The organism is Pseudomonas sp. NPDC089734 (genome assembly GCF_044748865.1).
GTDB lineage: Bacteria > Pseudomonadota > Gammaproteobacteria > Pseudomonadales > Pseudomonadaceae > Aquipseudomonas.
Genome location: NZ_JBIVGV010000005.1, coordinates 64,168 through 84,254, shown reverse-complemented (window position 1 = coordinate 84,254; position 20,087 = coordinate 64,168). Strand labels below are relative to the sequence as shown.

At 61.3% G+C, this 20,087-nt stretch carries 14 protein-coding genes; 12 read left to right on the top strand and 2 right to left on the bottom strand.

Annotated features, from left to right (window positions below):
* Window positions 1-24 precede the first annotated feature (24 nt).
* The 11 genes from ACIPY9_RS08385 (at window position 25) to ACIPY9_RS08335 (ending at window position 16,894) form a co-directional block, all read left to right on the top strand.
* On the top strand, window positions 25-978 hold the full coding sequence (locus ACIPY9_RS08385; RefSeq protein WP_400699292.1) for a type II secretion system F family protein: 954 nt from the start codon (window positions 25-27) through the stop codon (window positions 976-978).
* Window positions 979-1,004: 26 nt separating this feature from the next.
* A complete protein-coding gene (locus ACIPY9_RS08380; protein ID WP_400699289.1) occupies window positions 1,005-1,886 on the top strand; it encodes a tetratricopeptide repeat protein in 882 nt (293 codons plus the stop codon).
* Window positions 1,883-2,389 carry a TadE/TadG family type IV pilus assembly protein gene (locus ACIPY9_RS08375; RefSeq protein WP_400699286.1) on the top strand — a complete coding sequence of 169 codons (507 nt, stop codon included), beginning with the start codon at window positions 1,883-1,885 and terminating at the stop codon, window positions 2,387-2,389. The genes ACIPY9_RS08380 and ACIPY9_RS08375 overlap by 4 nt, the downstream gene beginning before the upstream one ends.
* Complete coding sequence (locus tag ACIPY9_RS08370; protein ID WP_400699283.1) at window positions 2,386-2,964, top strand: TadE/TadG family type IV pilus assembly protein; 579 nt, start codon at window positions 2,386-2,388, stop codon at window positions 2,962-2,964. Before ACIPY9_RS08375 ends, ACIPY9_RS08370 begins: the two co-directional genes overlap by 4 nt.
* A 127-nt stretch (window positions 2,965-3,091) precedes the next feature.
* On the top strand, window positions 3,092-4,621 hold the full coding sequence (locus ACIPY9_RS08365; RefSeq protein WP_400699280.1) for a hypothetical protein: 1,530 nt from the start codon (window positions 3,092-3,094) through the stop codon (window positions 4,619-4,621).
* Window positions 4,622-4,663: 42 nt separating this feature from the next.
* Window positions 4,664-10,276, top strand: a complete 5,613-nt coding sequence (locus ACIPY9_RS08360) for a beta-propeller fold lactonase family protein (protein ID WP_400699277.1) — start codon at window positions 4,664-4,666, stop codon at window positions 10,274-10,276.
* A gap of 23 nt (window positions 10,277-10,299) precedes the next feature.
* Window positions 10,300-11,997: a TolC family protein gene (locus ACIPY9_RS08355; protein WP_400699274.1), complete on the top strand. Its 1,698-nt coding sequence runs from the start codon at window positions 10,300-10,302 to the stop codon at window positions 11,995-11,997.
* Window positions 11,987-12,754, top strand: a complete 768-nt coding sequence (locus ACIPY9_RS08350; RefSeq protein ID WP_400699271.1) for an efflux RND transporter periplasmic adaptor subunit — start codon at window positions 11,987-11,989, stop codon at window positions 12,752-12,754. The genes ACIPY9_RS08355 and ACIPY9_RS08350 overlap by 11 nt, the downstream gene beginning before the upstream one ends.
* On the top strand, window positions 12,751-14,088 hold the full coding sequence (locus tag ACIPY9_RS08345) for an efflux RND transporter periplasmic adaptor subunit (RefSeq protein ID WP_400699268.1): 1,338 nt from the start codon (window positions 12,751-12,753) through the stop codon (window positions 14,086-14,088). Before ACIPY9_RS08350 ends, ACIPY9_RS08345 begins: the two co-directional genes overlap by 4 nt.
* 3 nt (window positions 14,089-14,091) lie before the next feature.
* Window positions 14,092-16,215 carry an HlyD family efflux transporter periplasmic adaptor subunit gene (locus tag ACIPY9_RS08340; RefSeq protein WP_400699852.1) on the top strand — a complete coding sequence of 708 codons (2,124 nt, stop codon included), beginning with the start codon at window positions 14,092-14,094 and terminating at the stop codon, window positions 16,213-16,215.
* An 85-nt stretch (window positions 16,216-16,300) separates the two neighbouring features.
* Entirely contained in the window at window positions 16,301-16,894 is a 594-nt protein-coding gene (locus tag ACIPY9_RS08335) for a biliverdin-producing heme oxygenase (protein WP_400699266.1), read from the top strand.
* A 130-nt stretch (window positions 16,895-17,024) separates the two neighbouring features.
* On the opposite strand, the gene ACIPY9_RS08330 is transcribed toward ACIPY9_RS08335, so the two are convergent.
* Together ACIPY9_RS08330 and ACIPY9_RS08325 are read right to left on the bottom strand one after the other, a co-directional pair.
* A complete protein-coding gene (locus ACIPY9_RS08330) occupies window positions 17,025-17,387 on the bottom strand; it encodes a hypothetical protein (protein ID WP_400699263.1) in 363 nt (120 codons plus the stop codon).
* Between the two features lie 257 nt (window positions 17,388-17,644).
* Window positions 17,645-18,571: a LysR substrate-binding domain-containing protein gene (locus tag ACIPY9_RS08325; RefSeq protein WP_400699260.1), complete on the bottom strand. Its 927-nt coding sequence runs from the start codon at window positions 18,569-18,571 to the stop codon at window positions 17,645-17,647.
* Window positions 18,572-18,795: 224 nt separating this feature from the next.
* On the opposite strand from ACIPY9_RS08325, the gene ACIPY9_RS08320 reads away from it, so the two are divergent.
* Window positions 18,796-20,085 carry a dicarboxylate/amino acid:cation symporter gene (locus tag ACIPY9_RS08320; protein ID WP_400699258.1) on the top strand — a complete coding sequence of 430 codons (1,290 nt, stop codon included), beginning with the start codon at window positions 18,796-18,798 and terminating at the stop codon, window positions 20,083-20,085.
* The last annotated feature ends 2 nt before the right edge of the window (window positions 20,086-20,087 follow it).

Sequence of the window (20,087 nt, the reverse complement as noted above, 5' to 3'; positions counted from 1 at the left end):
TCGCCTTTGCGGAGAACAACAGCCATGACCAACGACACTCTCGTTCTGCTCGCCCTGGGGGTGATGCTGACCGGTACCGGCCTGGCTCTGCTCGGCTGGTACATGAGCCTTTCGGAAAAAAGTCTCGACCTGCGTCTGGGGCGCAGTGAGGACAGCCGTCAGCAACAGGTCCAGGACAATATCCTGCGCACCGACCAACTGGCACTGCCCGCCAGCGCCAGACGCCTGTTGCTGCCACTGGCCTCGGCCGGCGAACACCTGGCCGGTACGGCACAGGATCGCCACCACCTCAATCGCCTGCTGAGCATGGCGGGGTTCCGTGCCCAGGCCAGCCTCGGTCTGTTGATGATCGCCAAGTACACCAACGGCCTGCTGTTTCTGGGCATCGCCCTGTTCGGCGTGCTGGACGCCCAGGGCCGTTTCGGTCTCAAGGGCCTGGCCATGGGCCTGATTGCATTGTTCGTGGGCAGCACGCTCCCCGAAGCCTGGCTGAAATGGAAAGCCGCCCGCCGTGGCGGACGCATGGCCCGTTCGGTTCCCGATGGCCTGGACCTGATGGTGATCTGCGCCGAGGCCGGCCTGCCCCTGGGCCGCATCATGCAAGTGGTGGCCAAGGAACTGGCCCTGTCGGCACCCGAACTGGCGGATGAGTTGCGCTACACCTTCGCGGAACTGCAGATCGTCAGCGACCGTTCCCGGGCACTGCTCAATCTTGCCGAGCGCACCGGCGTGCGGGAAATCGAAAGTATGGTCGCCACCCTGATCCAGGCCGAACGCTACGGCACACCGCTGTCCCAGGCACTGCGCACCATTGCCGATGAAAGCCGCAAGACCCTGGTGCTGGGCCTTGAAGAAAAAGCCGGAAAGTTGCCCGCACAGATGAGCGTGCCACTGATGGTCCTGATCCTGCCGCCGATCATCGCGGTCATGGGCGCACCGGCCATGATCCGTCTGGTCCGCGCACTGGCGCAAAACTGATGCCTGCCTTGTCTCTGGAGAATACCGTGTCCTCACCTTTTTCCCTTTCACGCCTTGCCTTGCTGTCACTGCTGATCGTCGGGCTGAGTGGCTGCGCCAGCCTGCCTGGCCTCGGCCCTGACAAGACACAGCCGCAGACCAATGCGCCTCTGAGCCAGAAGGAAAGCGCCGAGGCCCTGCGACTGGCCCGCGTGCTGCGCGACAACGGGCGCTTTGAAGCCGCCACCGAGGTCTACGCCAGAATGGACCAGCGCAATCAGCTCTCCCCGCGCGAGTTGCTGGAATACGCCAGCGTTGCGGCGCTGGTGCGCAAACCGCAGCAATCGCTGGAGCTTTATGGCCGCGCCCGGCATGCGCTCGGCGGTGCCGACAGTCTCAAGCCGTCCGAAAGCCTGATTACCTGTCTGGGCATGGGCCGTGCACGGCTGGCACTGAATCAGGTTCAGGCTGCGGTCAAGGATTTCAATTGCGCGCTCAAGGCCCAGCCGGACAGCACCGAAGGCCTCAACGGCCTGGGTGTGGCCAGCAACAGTCTGGGGCAGACCGAACAGGCCCAGAAGCTGTTTCAGCAGGCCCTGGAGATCGACCCGTCCAATCAGCCCGCGCTGAATAATCTGGCCATGACCTACCTGAGCAGCAACCAGCCTCAGCAAGCCATCACGCTTCTGCAGGGTGCCAGCCTCAACGCGACACCCAGCCTGGTGCTGAACCTGGCGCTGGCGCATCTGCTCAAGGGCGATAACGATCAGGCGCGTCAGATCCTGAGCCGCAACCTGCCCGATGCCAACACCGAAGACTTGCTCAAAGCCCTGCAAGCCAGCGTCGAGCGTATCCATGCCGGTTCACCGGTAGCCACTGAACTGCTCGCCGCCAGTCAGCGGCCACTGGCTCTGGGCACACCACAGTGAAGTCGTGGCCCTGGAAACAACGCGGCGTGACAGCCGTGGAAACCGCACTGATCATGCCGGTGATCCTGATCGGCCTGATGATGTTCTTCGAGCTGGCACGCATCGCACTGGTGGTCATCATCGGCAATCTGGCCCTGGACTCGGCATTGGGCGGCCTGCGTCACGAGAAACTCGACCTGATGGCCACCGAACAGCTTCAGCCCCTGATCACCGACCGGATTCTGCTGGCGTCCTACGGCTACCTGAAAGCCGACGAGATCCAGATCGATGCCACCTCCTACAGCGCCCTGCAAGTCATGGGCGGGGAAAACGTCAATGACGATGAATCCAGCACAGAACTGCCCGATGGCAGCCTGCCGGTCATCGTCGTCAAGGTGACCCTGCAACAGACTTACATCACCGCACTGCCCAAACTGCTCGCCCTGCCTGACCGCTTTACCTATGAGTACCGCCAGGTACTGGGCAACCTCTACAACACGGCCCTTATCGGTAACGACCAATGATCAAGCGTACGCAGCAACGCGGCAGCGCCCTGCTGGAAACCGCACTGGCCCTGCCGATCATCCTGGGAACAGGGTTCATCTGCGCCGACCTCTACAACCTCAGCCGTGCCAAGACCGACATGGAACGCAGTACTTCGACCCTGTCTTCGGTCCTGTCGATTCAGGACCGGCTGACCAGTGCCGGTCTTGAGCAGTTGATCGAGAACATTCGCGGCCCGAGGCGGGACAACTATCAGATCTTCATCGCTCAGGTCCGACGCAGCGGCGACGTGGTGTGGCACCTGCAACGCGGCACGGCAACAGGGCTGTGCGACGACCCGTTCGCCGGCAGCTATTACAGCGGAGAACTCCCCGAAAGCAGCCCCACCTCTTCCTCCTCCGAAGAGCAGCAGGAAGACAAGGTCTCGATGCTGATCGTACAGACCTGCCAGGCCAGCACCGAACTGGCCATGAGCAGCGACCTGCTCGGTGGCCGGATCATGCAGAGCGTCGCCCTCGACCGCATGCAGAACAGCGATCTGGAACTGGCCGAAGACCTGGCGCAGGAAGCCGGTCTGGACAAGGAAAAGAGTTGATTAAGGCTTCTTAATGGAGCCAGCCTTGCTGCTAGTTGGGAAAGATTCTTATTCTTGTATGAACCTCAAGACCGCTGTGACAGCGGTCTGCTGATCCCCCGGCTACCCCCTCAGGAATAACCGTTTCATGCTCAATCGCAGGCTTCAGCGTGGCAACGTCGCGCCCTTCATGATTCTTGCCACTGGCGGCCTGTTACTGGCCAGTGCCTACGCGATAGACCTGACGCGCATGACCGGCAATGCCTCGCAACTCAAGCGCGCCACCGACGCCGCCGCCCTGGCCATCGGCCGGGCCAATGCCGACGGCGATGAGAACGTCACCAAGGACCCTGTCGGTTTTGCCACCGCTTACGTGCGCCAGAACCTGGGCATGGACGCGCAGCTTCTGGATAACCTGGGTGAAGTCACCGTCGAAGAAGGCCGCAGCGACGACAGCAACCCGACCTACCGGGTCACGGCAACGTCCCGTCACGATCCGCAGGTCAGCGGCAATGCCAGCCAGGACCTGACCGTGCACTCCACGGCCGAGTTGATCAGCAAGCCGCTGGAAGTGGCGTTGGCGATTGACTCGTCGGAAATCGAAAACGCCATGACCATAGGCGTCAACTCAAAGCTGCACACCGATGCCGCACGGTACTTTCTTGACCGGTTGTTTGGTACAGACGCCAACGGACAGCCACGCGAAACCAAGGAAAACCTGAGGGTTGCTCTGGTTCCGTTCAGTCAGGAAGTGAACCTGTACGATCCCCAATACAGCCGGGCCAATCAGCCTCGTCTGACGGACTGGACAGCACCGGGTGCGCTTAGGCCTGAAGATTACGGCACCACCCTTCTGCAACAATATGGCTTTTTCAAACGTTATGGTGACTTGAGAAACCCTCAGTACCCCGACCGCCGGGCCAGACGCCAGGCCTTCTTCAGAGGCACGAACACCAACAGGTCATACGAGTGGATTCCATCACCTGCCGAGTCAAAGATGCAGCTCGTGGCCGGGATGATCGTTTCCAGTAACGAAAACATGCGTGCCGTCGTTTCAGAGCGTCGCTTCTTCAGCCTCACCGCCAGCAATGACGATGGCGTGGAAAACACCGTAGAGACCGACACCAGTATCCCTAACGCGCCATTACTGCCGCTGGAAGCGGAACGCAGCAAACTCGATGAGCGCCTCGATGAAATACGCGGTGACTGGTATCTCCAGGTCATGCCGGGGCTTGTCTGGGCAGGCAGCGCACTGTCTCCGAACTGGCGCGGCAGCGGTGGCTGGGGCGATAACACCTATCCCCTGGACTTCAACCCTGATGGAAGCGGCCCCAACCGCAAGGCCATCGTCCTGTTGCTGAACTGGAACGCGGGCATTGCTACCGAGAACCAGAACCAGAACCTTCAGGACTTCCTCAACATATGCCAGTCATTCAGCGATAACGGCATCGAGTTCCATGCTGTCGTCCAGGCGACGACCGAACTGACCGCCGTACCTCCCGGCATAGACCCGGTTTCCATTGCTGCCGACTGGCTCACGCCCTGCACCAATGGCGGCAAACGCCTGCACGTCATCGCAGGCAGTTCATCGGATACCACCAGCGATTTTCAGGCCGCAGTCGACAGTATCGCCAACGAGCTCAAGAGCCAGGCCAACCGTGTGTTGCTGGTCGAATGATGCGCCTCCCCCTTTCCGTCCATTCCTCAAAGGATTGCCCCCATGACTGAGCGCTCCCCTGCCCGTCCCCGTCTTCAGCGGCTGTACCTGGCGCTTGAACCCCGGATGATGTTCGACGCAGCGGCGGTTGCCACGGCAGCGGATGTCGCGGCTGCCAGCGAAACACAGAGCGCCAGTCCAACCCCGGATAAAAGCGCCGCTGCGGCCACGGATACAACGACGACAACTACAACAGTCCATGAAGACAGCAGTTCTTCAACCGATCAGGAGAGCACCGCTACCAGCCTGCGCACCACCGCACAGGCGACCGACAGCGGCAGTCACTTGAACCTGGACATTCTGAAAAATATTACAGACCTGAGCAGTGTCAGCGGTCTGACGGATATTGCCCAGACCGAACTGTCCAGTGACGGCAAGACGCTGTATGTGGGCAGCAGCAAAGGTGAGCTGGCGATATTCACCCGCAATACCGACACCGGTGAACTGACGCTCAGCAGAACCCTGACGGCCAGCGAAACCCATCTGACGTCGATCATTGACCTGAAGATCAGCCAAGATGGCGAAATGCTCATCATGAGCGGGGCAAACGGCAGGTCCTATTCCGACACGCTTGCCGTATTCAATCGTGATACGGCAACCGGACAGTTGACCTATGTTGAAAGCCACAACATCAACACCATCACGCAGTTGGCAATCTCGGACGATGGCAAATCGGTGTATGCCATCGATAGCGGCAATGAAGGGGTTTACGTTTTCAGTCGCGACACTGCCAGCGGCCAACTGACCCGGCTGAATATGGTCGACTCCACCTCCTGGAGCGAGCCTTACCTGTTCAGGGTATCGGCCATGGAAGCCCATGGCGACTACGTCTTCTTCACCGCCACCTTCCAGCAACACACCCTGATCGCCTACCAGCGCGACGCCGATGGCAATCTGGGCTCGCCGTTCTACATCCGCGATGGCCAGCAGGACAGCGCCGGTACAACGGTATCACTCAAGGACCCCAACCAGATCAATGTCTCGCCCGATGGCCAGAGCCTGTATGTCACCACTTCCGAAGGGATCGTGACGTTCAAGGTCGATGGCCAGTCCTTTGTCGTCCAGAACACTCTCAGCCAGACCAATATCACTTCGACAGCCCTGAGCAGCAACGGCAGTACGCTCTATGCCACCCTCAGCGATGGCACCATCAATCGCTACAGCGTCACAACCCAGGGTCTGGTGCTGCTCAACAGCACGGCAGGCGGCCAGAGCAACGCCACCGAAATCCAGCTCACCACCGATGGCGGCGTGATTGTCACCGGCTCGGGCATTGGCGTGTTGCAGGAAGCCAGTACCCGTTATCTGGAAGGCACAACGGTACAAAAGCTGAGCGACGCCGTGGTCAGCGATTCGACTCTGGATGCGCTCGACAACGGCAATGGCGACTACAACGGCGCAAGTTTCAACGTCACGCCGCAACGCGGAGACAATGCCGAAGACCGCTTGAGTTTCATTGCAACCGGCACCCTGACATTGAGCAGTGACGGTACCCAGATCCTGAACAACGGCAATGCCATCGCCACACTGACCGGCACAGGCTCCAGCCTGACCGTCACGTTCACCAGCCAGGTCAGCACCGCGCTGGCCAATCAGGTGCTCCAGCAGATCGGCTACAGCAACACCAGCTCAGACGCCGGTAGCCTTGCCGTCATGGTGCTGACCTTCGATAACGGTCAGGGCGCGAGCACGTCCCTCAACGTTGAAGTCCGTCTGGTCGACGTCAACAATGCCCCGACACTGGCCACGACGGCCAGCGACCCCAAATATTCCGCACAGGGCAACCCGGTCACGGTGTTCCAGGGCACCGTCATCGATACCGGCGAAAAAGCCCAATTGGTCAGCGGTCTGGACTTGAGTGTGACCGGCGTTCAGGACGGCGCGAACGAAATACTGGTCATCGACGGCACTCGCATCGCCTTGACCGACGGCAATAGCGGCACCACCCGCAGTGGCCTGAACTATGTCATCAGCATCAGTGGCACCACCGCCAGTATCAGCCTGAGCGGCGGCGCACTCAGCGTGGCCAGCGCACAGACGCTGGTCGACGGTATCGGCTATTACAACGACAGCACTGCCATCACCGGAGCGGATCGTGTCGTCAGCCTGACACTGATTCGCGACAACGGCACGACAGCCAATGGCGGCATCGACAGCACGGCCCTGAGTCTGGCGTCGACGGTCACCATGCGCGACAACAGCGCACCAGTGCTCAGCAACGTGCCGACAAGCCTGGCCTACACCGAAAAGGCCGCAGCGTTGGCTCTGCTCGCAAATGCCGGGTTTACCGACGCCGAGCTGGACAGCGATGGCGATTATCGCGACGCCAGCATCCATATCGCGCGCAGCGGAGGAGCCAATGCGGCCGATATTTTCGGCTTCCAGGAAGGTAACGGCCTGACGCTGTCCGCCGATGGCAAGCAAGTGCTCAAGGATGGCAACGTCATTGCCAGCTTCAGCCTGGTAGACGGCACGCTGGTGCTGACTTTCACCGCCAGCCAGCCGGTCAGCGCCGCCGACGCCAATCAGGTGCTGAAACAGATTACCTATGCCAATGAAAACAGCGATCCGGGTAGCCAGATCAGCCTGGACCTGTCGATCAACGACGGCGACGGCCTGACCTCCACCACGCATACTCTTGTCATCGCCGTGACCGAGATCAACGACGCGCCAGAGCTGACGGCCACGCCCCTGGACCCGACCCTGAGTTTCGGCAACAACACCGCGCTGTTCAGCGACACACGGATTTCAACCGTGGAACAGGGGCAATCCATCCTCGAACTGCGCCTTGAAATCAGCGGACTGAGCGACGGCAGCCAGGAACGCCTGAACATCAACGGCACCCTTGTCGAGCTGGTGGACGGCACACAAACCATCGGTGGCTACACCTATACCGTGACCCTGTCGGCAGGCACTGCCACGCTGATCATCACCCCGGCCAGCGGCATCAGCACGGAAGCTGCGCAAACCCTGATCGACGGTATCCGTTACAGCAATGCCAGCCAGACACCGACGCTGGGCAGCCGCACCGTGACGCTGACCCGCATTCAGGACAGCGGCGGGACTCAGGATGGCGGAACCGACGTCAGCGATCTGAATATTGCGTCCACCGTAGAAGTCACTGCCAATACCGCGCCCGGCGTCAACAATCCGAACCTGGGCACGGTACTGACCTCCCCCGCCATCACCGATCCGACTCAGCCCACACATCTGACACAGGGCAGCGTGGACTCGGCCCCCACGACCATGGCCACCTCCAGCGACGGCAAGTTCGTCTATATCGTGGCGGGCAAGACCCTGACGGTCTATGCCCGGACGGCAGACGGGCTGGTCGCCCAAGGCAGCTTTACCGACGACCAGTATTTCAGCGACCGGGACATCTTCTTGCAGGGCATGGACAGCGTGTCATCGGTGTCCCTGTCCGCCGACGGAAAATACCTCTACGTCGCAGGTTCCGAAGCCACGCCAGATAACGCTTCGGGCACCATTTCGACCATTGCCCTGTACCAGCGCGACGTCACCACCGGAGCGCTCACCTATGTCGGCATTGCCGCCAGCAACGAAACGAGCACGGCCTATTTCGGCGGCATGGTCGCGTCTGCCGACGGCAAATCCTTGTATGTGGTCAGTGCCGACAGCTCAAACCCCGGCATCACCACCTTTACGATCGACGCCCAGGGCGGCCTGACTCAGATCGGGCATCTGTCCGACGGCATTGGTCAGGCGTCGGAAGTGGTGATGTCCAGCGACGGCCGCTCGGTCTATGTCAGCGCCAGCTGGGATAACGGCATTGCCATTTTCTCCCGCGACACCGCGACCGGTGCATTGACCTATACAAGCTCTCTGAAAGACCTGGGTAACGGCCAAAGCCTCACGTCAACGGGAGGGATTGCGCTGTCCAGCGACGGCAACTTCCTGTACGCCTCGGACAAGAGCAGCAACTCGATCCGGATCTTCAGCCGCGCCACCGATGGCAGCCTGACACTGATCAGCACCTTCAGGGACGGGCTGAACAGTGTCTACTCGCTGGCCGACATCACCCTCAGCGCCGATGGCAGTGCCCTTTATCTCGCCCACAACAGCGGTGATCCCAGTCTTCTGGTGTACAGCCGGGATACCGCCACCGGTGCCTTGAGCCTTGTCCGGACCTATTCGTCCTCGTCGGGTTTCGAGCACCTCGTCAGCGCCGCAGACGGCAGCCTGTATGCCCTGGGCAGTACCTGGTCCGGTTCGGATGTGGTGGTCCTGGGCAGCCCGACCGGTGCACCGCACTTCACCCAGGGAGGCGATGCGGTATTGCTCGCACCCCACGGGGTTCTCAGCGATGCCGAACTGGATGTGCTGAACAACGGCGTCGGCAATTACAACGGCGCCACCCTGACGCTGGAGCGTGCCGAGGGAGCCAGTGCAGACGATCGTTTCGGCCTGCAATCTTCCGACACACTCGCCTTGTCCAGCGATGGCAGCCAGATTCTGCTCGACGGCACGGTCGTTGCCACGTTCAGTCAAAGCGCCGGTCGCCTGACCATCACGTTCACCCGTGATATCAGCCAGGCACAGGCGCAATCGGTGCTGCAACACCTGACCTACCTCAACAGCGCGGGCACACCGCCTGCGCAGGTGCAACTGGCCGTCACTCTCAACGATGGGCTGCTGACGTCAAGCAGCACGAACTTCAGCGTTGCGATCACTGCCACGCCCGGCACCACACCTCCCGTGACCGGCGGAGACGGTGGAACCGTCGTGACACCTCCTGACACAGGCAATGGCGACCCGGTCGTCACACCCCCGCCAACCGGAGGCGAAAACACGGGCAACACCTCGGACGGCACGACCGATCCCGTGATCGTGGCCTGGCAATCGGCACCGCTGATGGGTCTGCGCCCGAACGGCTTCAACGAGCGCAACAACGCCGAACAGGCCAATGCGCCGCAACCACCCCGGATCACTCAGGCGGGCCTGCCGATCAACATGAACAGTGCGTTGAATACCGCACTGCCCGATGCCACGGGTCTGGAGTCGAGTCAACGCAGCATCACCGAACAACTGCTCGGCAGCAGCAACATCCTGAGCGACAGCCTGGTCTCCAGTGAACCGGCACGACCAGGGGAAATCTGGCAGATGCAGGTCGATACCGGCAGCACGGCCCTGACCAGCGAAGTGCAATTGCCGCAATCGTTGCTCAGCAGCCAGGGCAGCCCCTTGCTGCGCCAGGACAACGGCCTGCCCCTGCCCGCCTGGATTCGCTTCGACCCGCGCAGCGGAAAACTGACCGTCGACAACCGCCAGCTGGCGACGGCCCAACGGCTGAATCTGGTGCTCATTACACGGGACAGCTCCGGCAAGGAACAACGTACACCGGTGCAGATCGAGACGGGCGAACGGCCTCAAGGGGCCGCCACGCAAGCCGCTCCGGCCAACACACCACAAGCTTCGGCACCAACACCGGAACAGGCCTTGCGCGCCCAGCTGCAAGACAGCGCGCCCAGCCTGAACCTGGCACGTCAGGCCGAGCATCTGCTTGAAAGCCTGCTCTCGTTGATGGGCAACGCTCCAACACGCGATACCGAAACAGTCGCCAACGCAGCGACCACCGACGACCAGCGCGTCGCATGATCTTTTTCAGGGGAAACGCAACAATGTCCAGATTCACCCACGAACAACGCCTGCCGGGGCTGGCGCTGCGCAAGACTTCGCTGTGCCTGGCCATCGGTTTCATCGTGGCCGGCCTGAGTGCCTGCGCGGTCAAGCCCGAGCCGGTCAGCCTGGAACAGCAACTGGCCCAGGCCAGCGCCGACCGCAGCAAGATGTTCGATCAGCAGGAACCCCTGAACCGGCCGGTCAGCCTCAACGAGGCCATGGCCCGCGCCGTGAAATACAACCTGCAACAGCGTCTCGGTCTGATGGAACAGGCCATGGAAGAAGGCCTGCTCGATACCCAGAACCTGTCGATGCTGCCACAACTGGCTGCCCGCGCAGGCTGGCGTGGTCGCGACAACGTGGCGGGCTCGTCCAGCGAATCGGTGCGTACCCGCACCCAGTCTCTGGAACCGTCCACCAGTTCCGACCGTTCGGGCCACACAGCTGACTTGCAGTTGTCGTGGAACGTACTGGATTTCGGCATCAGCTATTTCGGTGCCAAAGTCCAGGCCAACAAGAGCCTGGCCGCCGAGGAACGCCGTCGCCGCGTGATCGCCGATATCATCCAGCAAGTGCGCACCGCCTACTGGGACGCCGCCACGGCACAACGCCTCAAGCCACAGGTCCAGTCGACGCTGGTCCAGGCTCGCGCGGCGCTGGAACAGGCGCGCGTCACCGAACGTGAGCGCCTGCTGACGCCTATCGATTCGTTGCGTTACCAGAAAAGCCTGGTGGAAATGATCCGCCAGCTGGAAGTGCTGGACGGTGAACTGGCACTGGCCAAGTCGCGTCTTGCAGGCTTGATGAATATCCCGCCTGCCAGCCAGTACACCCTGGCGGTCCCGGATGATGCCAGCATGACCGCGCCTGCCGTGGCCTACAGCCTGGAGGATCTGGAAACCCTGGCCATGACCCAGCGTCCGGAAATCCGCGAGGAAACCTATCAGGCCCGCAATGCGGTACTGGAAACCCGCATGGCGATGCTCAAGCTGCTGCCCGGCGTCAATCTGTTTGCGGGTCTGAACCGTGACAGCAACAGCTATCTGGTCAATGAGCAATGGGCCGATGCCGGCATGCAGATCAGCTGGAACCTGATGAGCGTGCTGTCTTATTCGTCCATCAAGAAGACCGGCGAAAACCGTGAAGCGGTGGCCGAGCTGCGTCGTCAGGCCATGCGCATGGCGGTGCTGACACAGGTCAACGTGGCCTGGCAGCAATACCAGCGCGCCAATCAGTTGTTCGAGCGCTCCAACGAGCTGCAACGCTTGCAGGACGGCATCCTGGCGCAAAGCGAAAGTGCTTACAGCAGCCAGGCGCAGAGCCTGCTGGAAAAGGTCCGGATCGAAACCGAAACCGTCCTGGCCAAACGCACCCGTGATCGCAGCTTCGCCGAATTGCAGGCCACCTACGGTGCCATTCAGCAGGCCGCCGGGCTCGATCCCCTGCCCCAGCGTCTGTCGGGCGAAAGCATTGCCGAACTGACTCAGGCCATCGCCCGCAATGCCGTGGACCTGGCCCGTGGTCAGGTGCAGATTCCACGTTTCGAGAGCCCGTTGAACAACGTTGCCCAGAGCCGCCCGGCACCGGCCAGAACAGCCGTCATCGCCCCGGTCGCCCGGGTCGACATGTTCGACAGCCTGGGCTCGCTGCAAGGCGTGGAGCTCAAAGAGCAAGGAAGCACGGCCCATGCACGCTGAGCCCACTGCAAGCGGGATCTCTATCAAGCAGCACTCGAAAGTCTGGCTGGCGATTCTGATCGGCGTGGCGGCCAATATGGCCCATGCTGCGGAAGGATTGCGTGTGCAGTTGAGCCCTATCGCCCAGACGACGCTGTCCAGCGAAGTGGCCGGCAAGATCACCGAACTGTCCATCAAGGAAGGTGAGCGTTTCAAAAAGGGTGACCGGCTGGTGGCGTTCGATTGCGGCGTCTACCAGGCGCAGTTGAACCGTACCGCCGCCGTGCAGGAAGGTGCGCGCAAGAAGCTTGAAGTCGCCAACCGCCTCGACAAGCTCAACTCCATCAGCGTCGCCGACGTCACCCAGGCCCAGGCCGCCATGGCCGTGGCCAGGGCCGAAAGTGGCATCAACCAGGCAATCCTCGGCCGCTGCGCCATCACCGCGCCCTTCTCCGGGCGCGTGGCGGCACGCAAGGCGCAACGCTGGGAATACGTCGCCGAAGGCAAGGAGTTGCTGAGCATCTACGACGACAGCGCCTATGAACTGGAACTGATCGTGCCGTCCAACTGGTTGCGCTGGCTCAAGCCGGGCCAGAACTTCAGCGTCCATCTGGACGAGAGTGGCAAGGACTACCCGGCGCAGATCAGCCGGATCGGCGCCATCATCGACCCGGTCAGCCAGTCGGTGAAGGTGTTCGGACGCATCACCCAGAGCGACGAAAGTCTGCTGCCCGGCATGAGTGGCGTGGCGAAACTGACCCCGCCGGGTGAGTCATGACAGCGCACCCCCACAGTCGCTCCATGGAGCATCTGACCCTGCTGGTCCAGCTGGAACAGCAGGTACGCGCCGCGGACAGCCTGCAAGCGCTGGGTTTCATCATGCTCAACGACAGCCGTTCGCTGCTTGAATACCGGCAAGCGATCCTCTGGCGCAGCGACACCCAGAGCCTGCAAGGCTTCTCGGGGCTGGCCGTCGTTGAGCAGCAGGCGCCCATGGTCACCTGGCTGAACCGCCAGTGCCGACGCTGGGAACAGACCGACAATGCCCGGCATATTCACGCGCTGGACATCTCATCCGTGGCTGTCGAAGACCAGCCTCAGTGGCGCGAGTATTGTGCTCAACACCTGATCTGGCTGCCACTGCAAAAGGCTGGCGGTCCGCTTCTGGGCGCTTTGCTTCTGAGCCGCGACGACCCGTTGCGCGATACCGAGTGTCTATTGGCGCCCTTGCTTCTGGATTGCTACGGCCATGCCTGGAGCAGCCTGCTGGGACATCGCCCGCGTCGCCAGCCACTGCGCAGGCGCAAGCGGCTGTGGTGGGCGGCCGGGCTGGCCATGGCCGTCGTGTTGATGCTGCCGGTGCGCCAGTCCGTATTGGCCCCGGCGGAAATCGTCGCCCGCGAACCTGCCGTCCTGCGGGCACCGCTGGCCGCCGTGGTGGACCGCATTCTGGTCCAGCCCAACCAGCGCGTCACCGCTGGCCAGCCACTGGTCCAGCTGGATACCCGTGAGCAGACCAACCATCTGGAGTCGGCACGCCAGGCCTATGCCGTGGCCGATGCCGAACTGCGCCAGGCCCAGCAACAGGCGCTGTTCGACGAACGCAGCAAGGCATCGCTGGCCACCCTGCAAGGGCGACGCGAGCAGGCCAGAAACGATGTCGAGTTCTATACCGCCAACCTCAACCGTCTGCGCATTGAAGCCCCCCGCGACGGCATCGCGATTTTCGATGATCCCAGCGACTGGATCGGCCGCCCCGTCACCCTGGGCGAACGCATCATGCTGATTGCCGAACCTCAGGATGCCGATCTGGAAATCCAGTTGCCCGTCGCCGATGCCATCGACCTGCAACCCCGGACGCCGGTGAAACTGTTCCTGAACACCGACCCGACCGCGCCGCTGGAAGCCACGCTGCAACGCATCGGCTATCGCGCCAGCGTCAACCCTGATGGCGTCATGGCCTATCGGTTGAAAGGCAGCTTCGACACCCAGGACCCGCGCATCCGCATCGGCCTCAAGGGCAGCGCCAAACTGTATGCAGAACCCACCGTGCTGTTCTATTACCTGTTGCGTCGCCCGCTGGCTGCCTTGCGTATTCATGTGGGCCTGTAAGTGATGCTCGCCCCTTCGACCCAAGACCTGCCGCCGCTGCGCCAGGAACTGAAACTGCATCGCGGCCCGAGACTGCGGGACGGCTCACCGAGCTGGACCCTTGAAGACCCGGCACGCGGGCAGTTCTTCCGGCTTGGCTGGGCCGAAGTGGAAATGCTGGCCCGCTGGGAAACCGGCAACAGCCAACAGGTGCTCGACGCGATCAATGCCCAGACCTCATTGACGCTGGACATTCAGGACGTCAAAGGTTTCGCAGCGTTCCTGAGCAACCTGCAACTGATCCAGACCCAGGGACCGGAAGGCAACGAACGGCTGCTCAGGATCAGCCAGCAAGGCAAGCATGGCTGGGCAGGCTGGCTGCTGCACAATTACCTGTTCGTGCGTATTCCGCTGGTCAATCCCGACGCCTTTCTGGGGCGCAGCCTGCCATGGGTGCGCCCCCTGATGAGTCGCGGCTTTGCCTTGCTGACGGTGTTGGCGGCCTTGCTCGGCCTGATACTGGTCGCCCGCCAGTGGGACGTTTTCGTGCATACCTTCCTGCACTTTTTCACCCTTGAAGGTGCGCTGCTGGCCGCCATGACGCTGGGGTGTACCAAGGTGCTTCACGAACTGGGCCACGCCTACACCTGCAAGCGCTTCGGGTGCCGGGTCGCCAGCATGGGCGTGGCCCTGCTGGTGATGTGGCCGGTGCTGTACACCGACACTACCGGGGCCTGGCGGCTGACCGCACGAAGACAACGGCTGGCCATCGGCGCGGCGGGCATGCTGGTCGAACTGTCGCTGGCCGCCTGGGCCACCCTGCTCTGGAGCTTCCTGCCGGACGGCCCTCTGCGCAGCGCGGCCTTCATGCTGGCGACCACCACCTGGATCCTGACCCTGGCGATCAACCTCAGTCCGCTGATGCGTTTCGACGGCTACTTTCTGCTGTCCGACGCGCTGGACGTTCCCAACCTGCAAAACCGCAGTTTTGCCCTGGCCCGCTGGCGTCTGCGCGAGTGGCTGTTCGGCCTGGACGATCCGCGTCCCGAAGTGTTCGAGCCCTGGCTGGAACGCACGCTGCTGATCTACGCCTTCGGCACCTGGGTCTACCGCTTTTTTCTGTTTCTGGGCATTGCCCTGCTGGTCTATCACTTCGCATTCAAGTTGCTGGGGCTGCTGCTGTTCGCCGTCGAGATCGGCGTTTTCATCGTGATGCCGATCTGGCGCGAGTTGCAGCACTGGGCCGGACGACGCAAGGACTATCGTATGAACCGCAATACCCTGATCACCCTCCTTGTGCTGGCCACACTGCTGCTCGGTATCTGCCTGCCCTGGCGCAGCAGCGTCCAGGCCCCGGCCCTGTTGCGCGCCAGCCAGCAGGCCACCTTGCTGGTGCCCAACGGTGCCCGGTTGCAGAGCATTCACGTACAGGCCGGACAGGTTCTGAAACGTGACCAGCCGATGTTCGGCCTGGAAGCACCCACCCTCGTTCATGAGCGGAACAACCTTGAATTGCAGATCAAGACCCTGCGCTGGCAACTGAGCTTCCAGCGCATGGACAAGGACGCAGCTGCCCGTCTGCCCGTGGTTCAACGAGAACTGGACACCGCCGAGGAACGCTACACCGCCCTGCGCAACCAGATCGACCAGTTACAGATCCGCGCCCCTTTCGACGGCACGCTGGTGGACATTGCCGAGCCTCTGGCCGTCGGTCAGTGGCTGCCACCCGGAGAGTGGCTGGGCACACTCGCGGCACCGGAGAGCGCGCTGATCGAAGCCTTCGTGAGCGAGCAGGACATGCACCGTATCGCGACCGATAACCGTGCCTGGTTCTATCCCGAGGATCTGTCGCGCCCGCGTCTGGAACTGCGCGTCGTCAGCGTCGAACAGACCGCCGTGCGCAAACTGGCTTCGGCCCCGGAGCTGGCTTCGGATTATCAGGGGGGTATCGCCACCCGCATGAACAAGGACCACGAGCCCATTCCGGAACAGGCGGTCTACCGTGTTCTACTGCGTCCCGATGGTTCTTCACAGGGTATCGAACAGGCCATTCGAGGCAGCGTCAGCATCGATGCGCAGAGACGAAGCCCGCTGCTTCACGCCTGGAACAATGTGGTCGCAGTATTGATTCGCGAAGCCGCATTCTGACCTTAACAACTCTTAATGGACCCACGATTGTTGACGCCTGATGCGGACTCTATCGTGCTGTTCTACTTTCACGCTGGAGTCAGCCATGTCCACCGCCACCCTTGCAGAACCCCTGTCACGCGCCAAACAACTGAAGGCCAGCACGCATACGGCGCATGAAAAGATCGACAAACTGGTGATGCGCCACGAGCCGTTCCAGAGCCTTGAAAGCTACGGCCACTTCCTACGTCTGCAACATGTCTTTCATGGGGCGCTGGAGCCGGTCTATCTCAATGAAAACCTGAACAACCTGCTGCCAGGCTTGAGCCAGCTCAACCGGTTCCCGGCTGTCGAAGCCGATCTGAACGATCTGGAAATGCCCATCCCGCCAAGCCCTGAAGCAGCCGCCATCGGCTCTGCCTATCAGGCGCTGGGATGGCTGTATTGCAGCGAAGGCTCGAACCTGGGCGCGGCGATTCTGTTCAAGCACACCCGCCAGCTCAACCTGCACGAAACCCACGGTGCCCGCCACCTCGCCGCCCACGAAGACGGCCGCGCCCTGCACTGGCGCGCCTTCGTCCAGCAACTGGACGCCCTGGAACTGACCGAAGAACAGGACCAGGAAGTGATCGCCGGCGCACGGGCTGCGTTCGATTTCTACCGCGATCAACTGCATCGGGTGTATGGCGAAGTAGCCTGAAGAGCGTCTTCGCGAATGAATTCGCTCCTACTGTAGGAGCGAATCGGGCGGCGTCTTCGCTCCGTCGCGGGAAACCCATAAATATGGGTACCGGTAGAAGCGAATTCATTCGCGAACAGACTGACTCCCGTTACTGCACAACCACCCACCCCTTACCCTTGTCAGCCGAACCTTTCATCCCCGCCATACAGGCAATTACCTGAGGTTTTTTCATCGCCTGAAAAACCTCGGGCTTCATGGCCTGACCATACAACTGAGCCAGTTGTGCGCTGTTGGCCACAGACTTCTGATACTGATCCTCGGCAATGGCCGCACACGCATCGATATCGGTCCGGAAGCTGGCTGCCAGTGTCTCGCCAGTCAACCCGGACTTGTTGAAGCGGGTGTTCTCGTAGCTGAGTTTTGCGTAATCGATGGGGGCAGCCGGGGTTGCAGGCTGCGTGGCACAACCCACGAGAGAAACCGCCAATACGAAGGGGATGAAACGAAGCATGGAATGTCCTTACTCGTAGAAGAATCAGTTGGTCAGCGCTGAATGCTATCGACTTTGCGGGTGGGTTCTTGAACAACCCGCACCAGGAAAACCTATCGAACCTTGAGCGACTCGATAACCGCCTCGGTATAGCCATCAATTGCTCGTAAGGCGACAGCCCCTGAGTAGCCCCTGTGGAAGGCTTTCCTTAGCGTGTCACCCACATTGTGCTTTCTCGCAGCACTTGTACTTTCTCTCTCAGCCCCTGGATTTTGGCCTCATCGTACGGGCATGGAGACACACCGCGAAGCCCCTTCCAAAGTCTTCCACAGACTGCGCATGGTCGGATTCTGATTGGCAATCGCACAATACGACCGGATCTCCAGTCGCGTGCTCCACTCCTCCCCTCCGGCCCGAACCAGCAGCCCACGTTCCAGTTCATCGACCACAGCGCTCTGCGGCAGCCAGGCCACGCCGTAGCCTTCAATGGCCATGCGCATCAGGAGCATGGCCATGTCGGCTTCGTAGCAGCGCTCCAGCTTGACGGGAGACGGACCGTTCTTGATGACGATGTCGGCAACCCGCCCAAGGAAGGTGGTGGCGGTATAGGCCAGATGGGGAACGGGTCTGGCAGTGCTGCCCGGCAGGCGGTAGAGCGGTTGGCCTTTCTTGTCCGGGGCGCACAGGGGGATGAAGGCATCATGCCCAAGGGCCAGGCTGCCGAAACGTTCGGCATTCAACAGGATAGGCGTGAGGGGATGATGGTAGACGATCATGAGGTCGCAACTGCCCTCTTCCAGAGCGATCACCGCGTCATGAATGTTGGCCGCAACGACCCGGGCGTTGAACTGCTCGTTGTGTTGCTGAAACTGTGAAAGCCATTTGGGCAGGAAGGTCATGGACAGGCTGTGGCCCGCCGTGACCTGAATGGATCGTCCGGGCATGCGTTCCACTTCGCGCAGGGTTGAACGCAATCTGAGCAGACCTGCCAGTGCTTCGCGGCTTTCTTCACAGAATGCGCTGCCGGCTGCGGTAAGCCGCACGGGATAGGTGCCACGGTCGACCAGCTCGACACCCACCCACTCTTCCAGCGACCGGATGCGTCGGGACAGGGCCGACTGAGTCACGCAACGCACTTCAGCCGCCCGGGAGAAGTTCTTCCACTCGGCGATGGCCTGAAGATCGTCCAGCCACTTGATTTGCATACCCGCACCTCCCGTTTTTAGAAGGCATCTTACGTCGCCTTTACGCACCTATCGCTGCCATTTCGGCAACTATTCCAAAAGCGCATCGGTTTAGCCTGATTACTCATCATGCCTGTCAGGCGCATCCCTAGAATCGTCACAGCACCGGGGCCAGCAGAGCCATCGGGCGAATCAGACTTGTCTCCTGCCGAATAAAAAAACCAAAAACACTTGAGGACAGCTTCGTGACGAAAAACAGACTTCCAAGACAAATCGCGATCGGCATTGCACTGGGCGTGCTGGTGGGTTGGGCGTGTCATCATTTCGCAGGCAGCGAACAAGGCGCCAAACAGATTGCGTCCTACTTTTCGATGATCACCGATATTTTCCTGCGCATGATCAAGATGATCATCGCCCCTCTGGTCTTTGCAACGCTGGTCGGCGGCATTGCCAGCATGGGGAGTTCCCGATCGGTCGGGCGAATCGGCCTGCGTGCCATGGCCTGGTTCGTGACGGCCTCGGTGATTTCCCTGGCGATCGGCATGGGCCTGGTCAATCTGTTTCAGCCCGGTGCGGGCCTTAATATGGAGGTGACCCAACAGGCAAGCGCCGTAGTGCCGGTCAATACCGGTGACTTCAGCCTCAAGGTGTTCATCAGCCATGTGTTCCCCCGCAGCATTGCCGAGGCCATGGCCAATAACGAGATCCTGCAGATCGTGGTGTTCTCGCTGTTCTTCGGCTTTGCCCTGGCAGGCGTCAAGCGCGCGGGCTACACCGCGATCACCGACATCGTCGATGAACTGGCCAAGGTGATGTTCAAGATCACCGATTACGTCATGGCTCTGGCCCCGATTGGTGTCTTTGCCGCCATCGCATCGGCGATCACCACTCAGGGGATTGGCTTGCTAGTGGATTACGGCAAGCTGATCGCCGAGTTCTATCTGGGAATTGCCGTTCTCTGGGGCGTGCTCTTCGGTGCCGGATACCTGTTCCTCGGACGCTCCGTCTTTACCTTGGGCAAGCTCATTCGCGAACCGATTCTATTGGCCTACTCGACCGCCAGCAGCGAGTCCGCCTACCCGAAAACCATGGAAGCCCTGGAAAAGTTCGGCGCGCCCAAAAGGGTCTCCAGCTTCGTGCTGCCACTGGGCTATTCGTTCAACCTCGATGGTTCGATGATGTATCAGGCCTTCGCCATCATGTTCATTGCCCAGGCCTACAACATCGACCTGAGTTTCACCCAACAGCTGCTGATTCTCCTGACACTGATGATCACCAGCAAAGGCATGGCGGGTGTTGCGCGTGCCTCGGTGGTCGTGGTGGCCGCCACGCTGCCCATGTTCAACCTGCCTGAAGCCGGGCTGTTGCTGATCATCGGCATCGATCAGTTCCTGGATATGGCACGCACGGCCACCAACGTCGTGGGTAACAGCATCGCAACCGCCGTGGTCGCAAGATCGGAGCCTTGCGAAGAGCCCATGGAGGAATCGCCTGGCGCGTCAGCCTCACATGCCCGCCCGGTTTCGGTTGCCTGAGG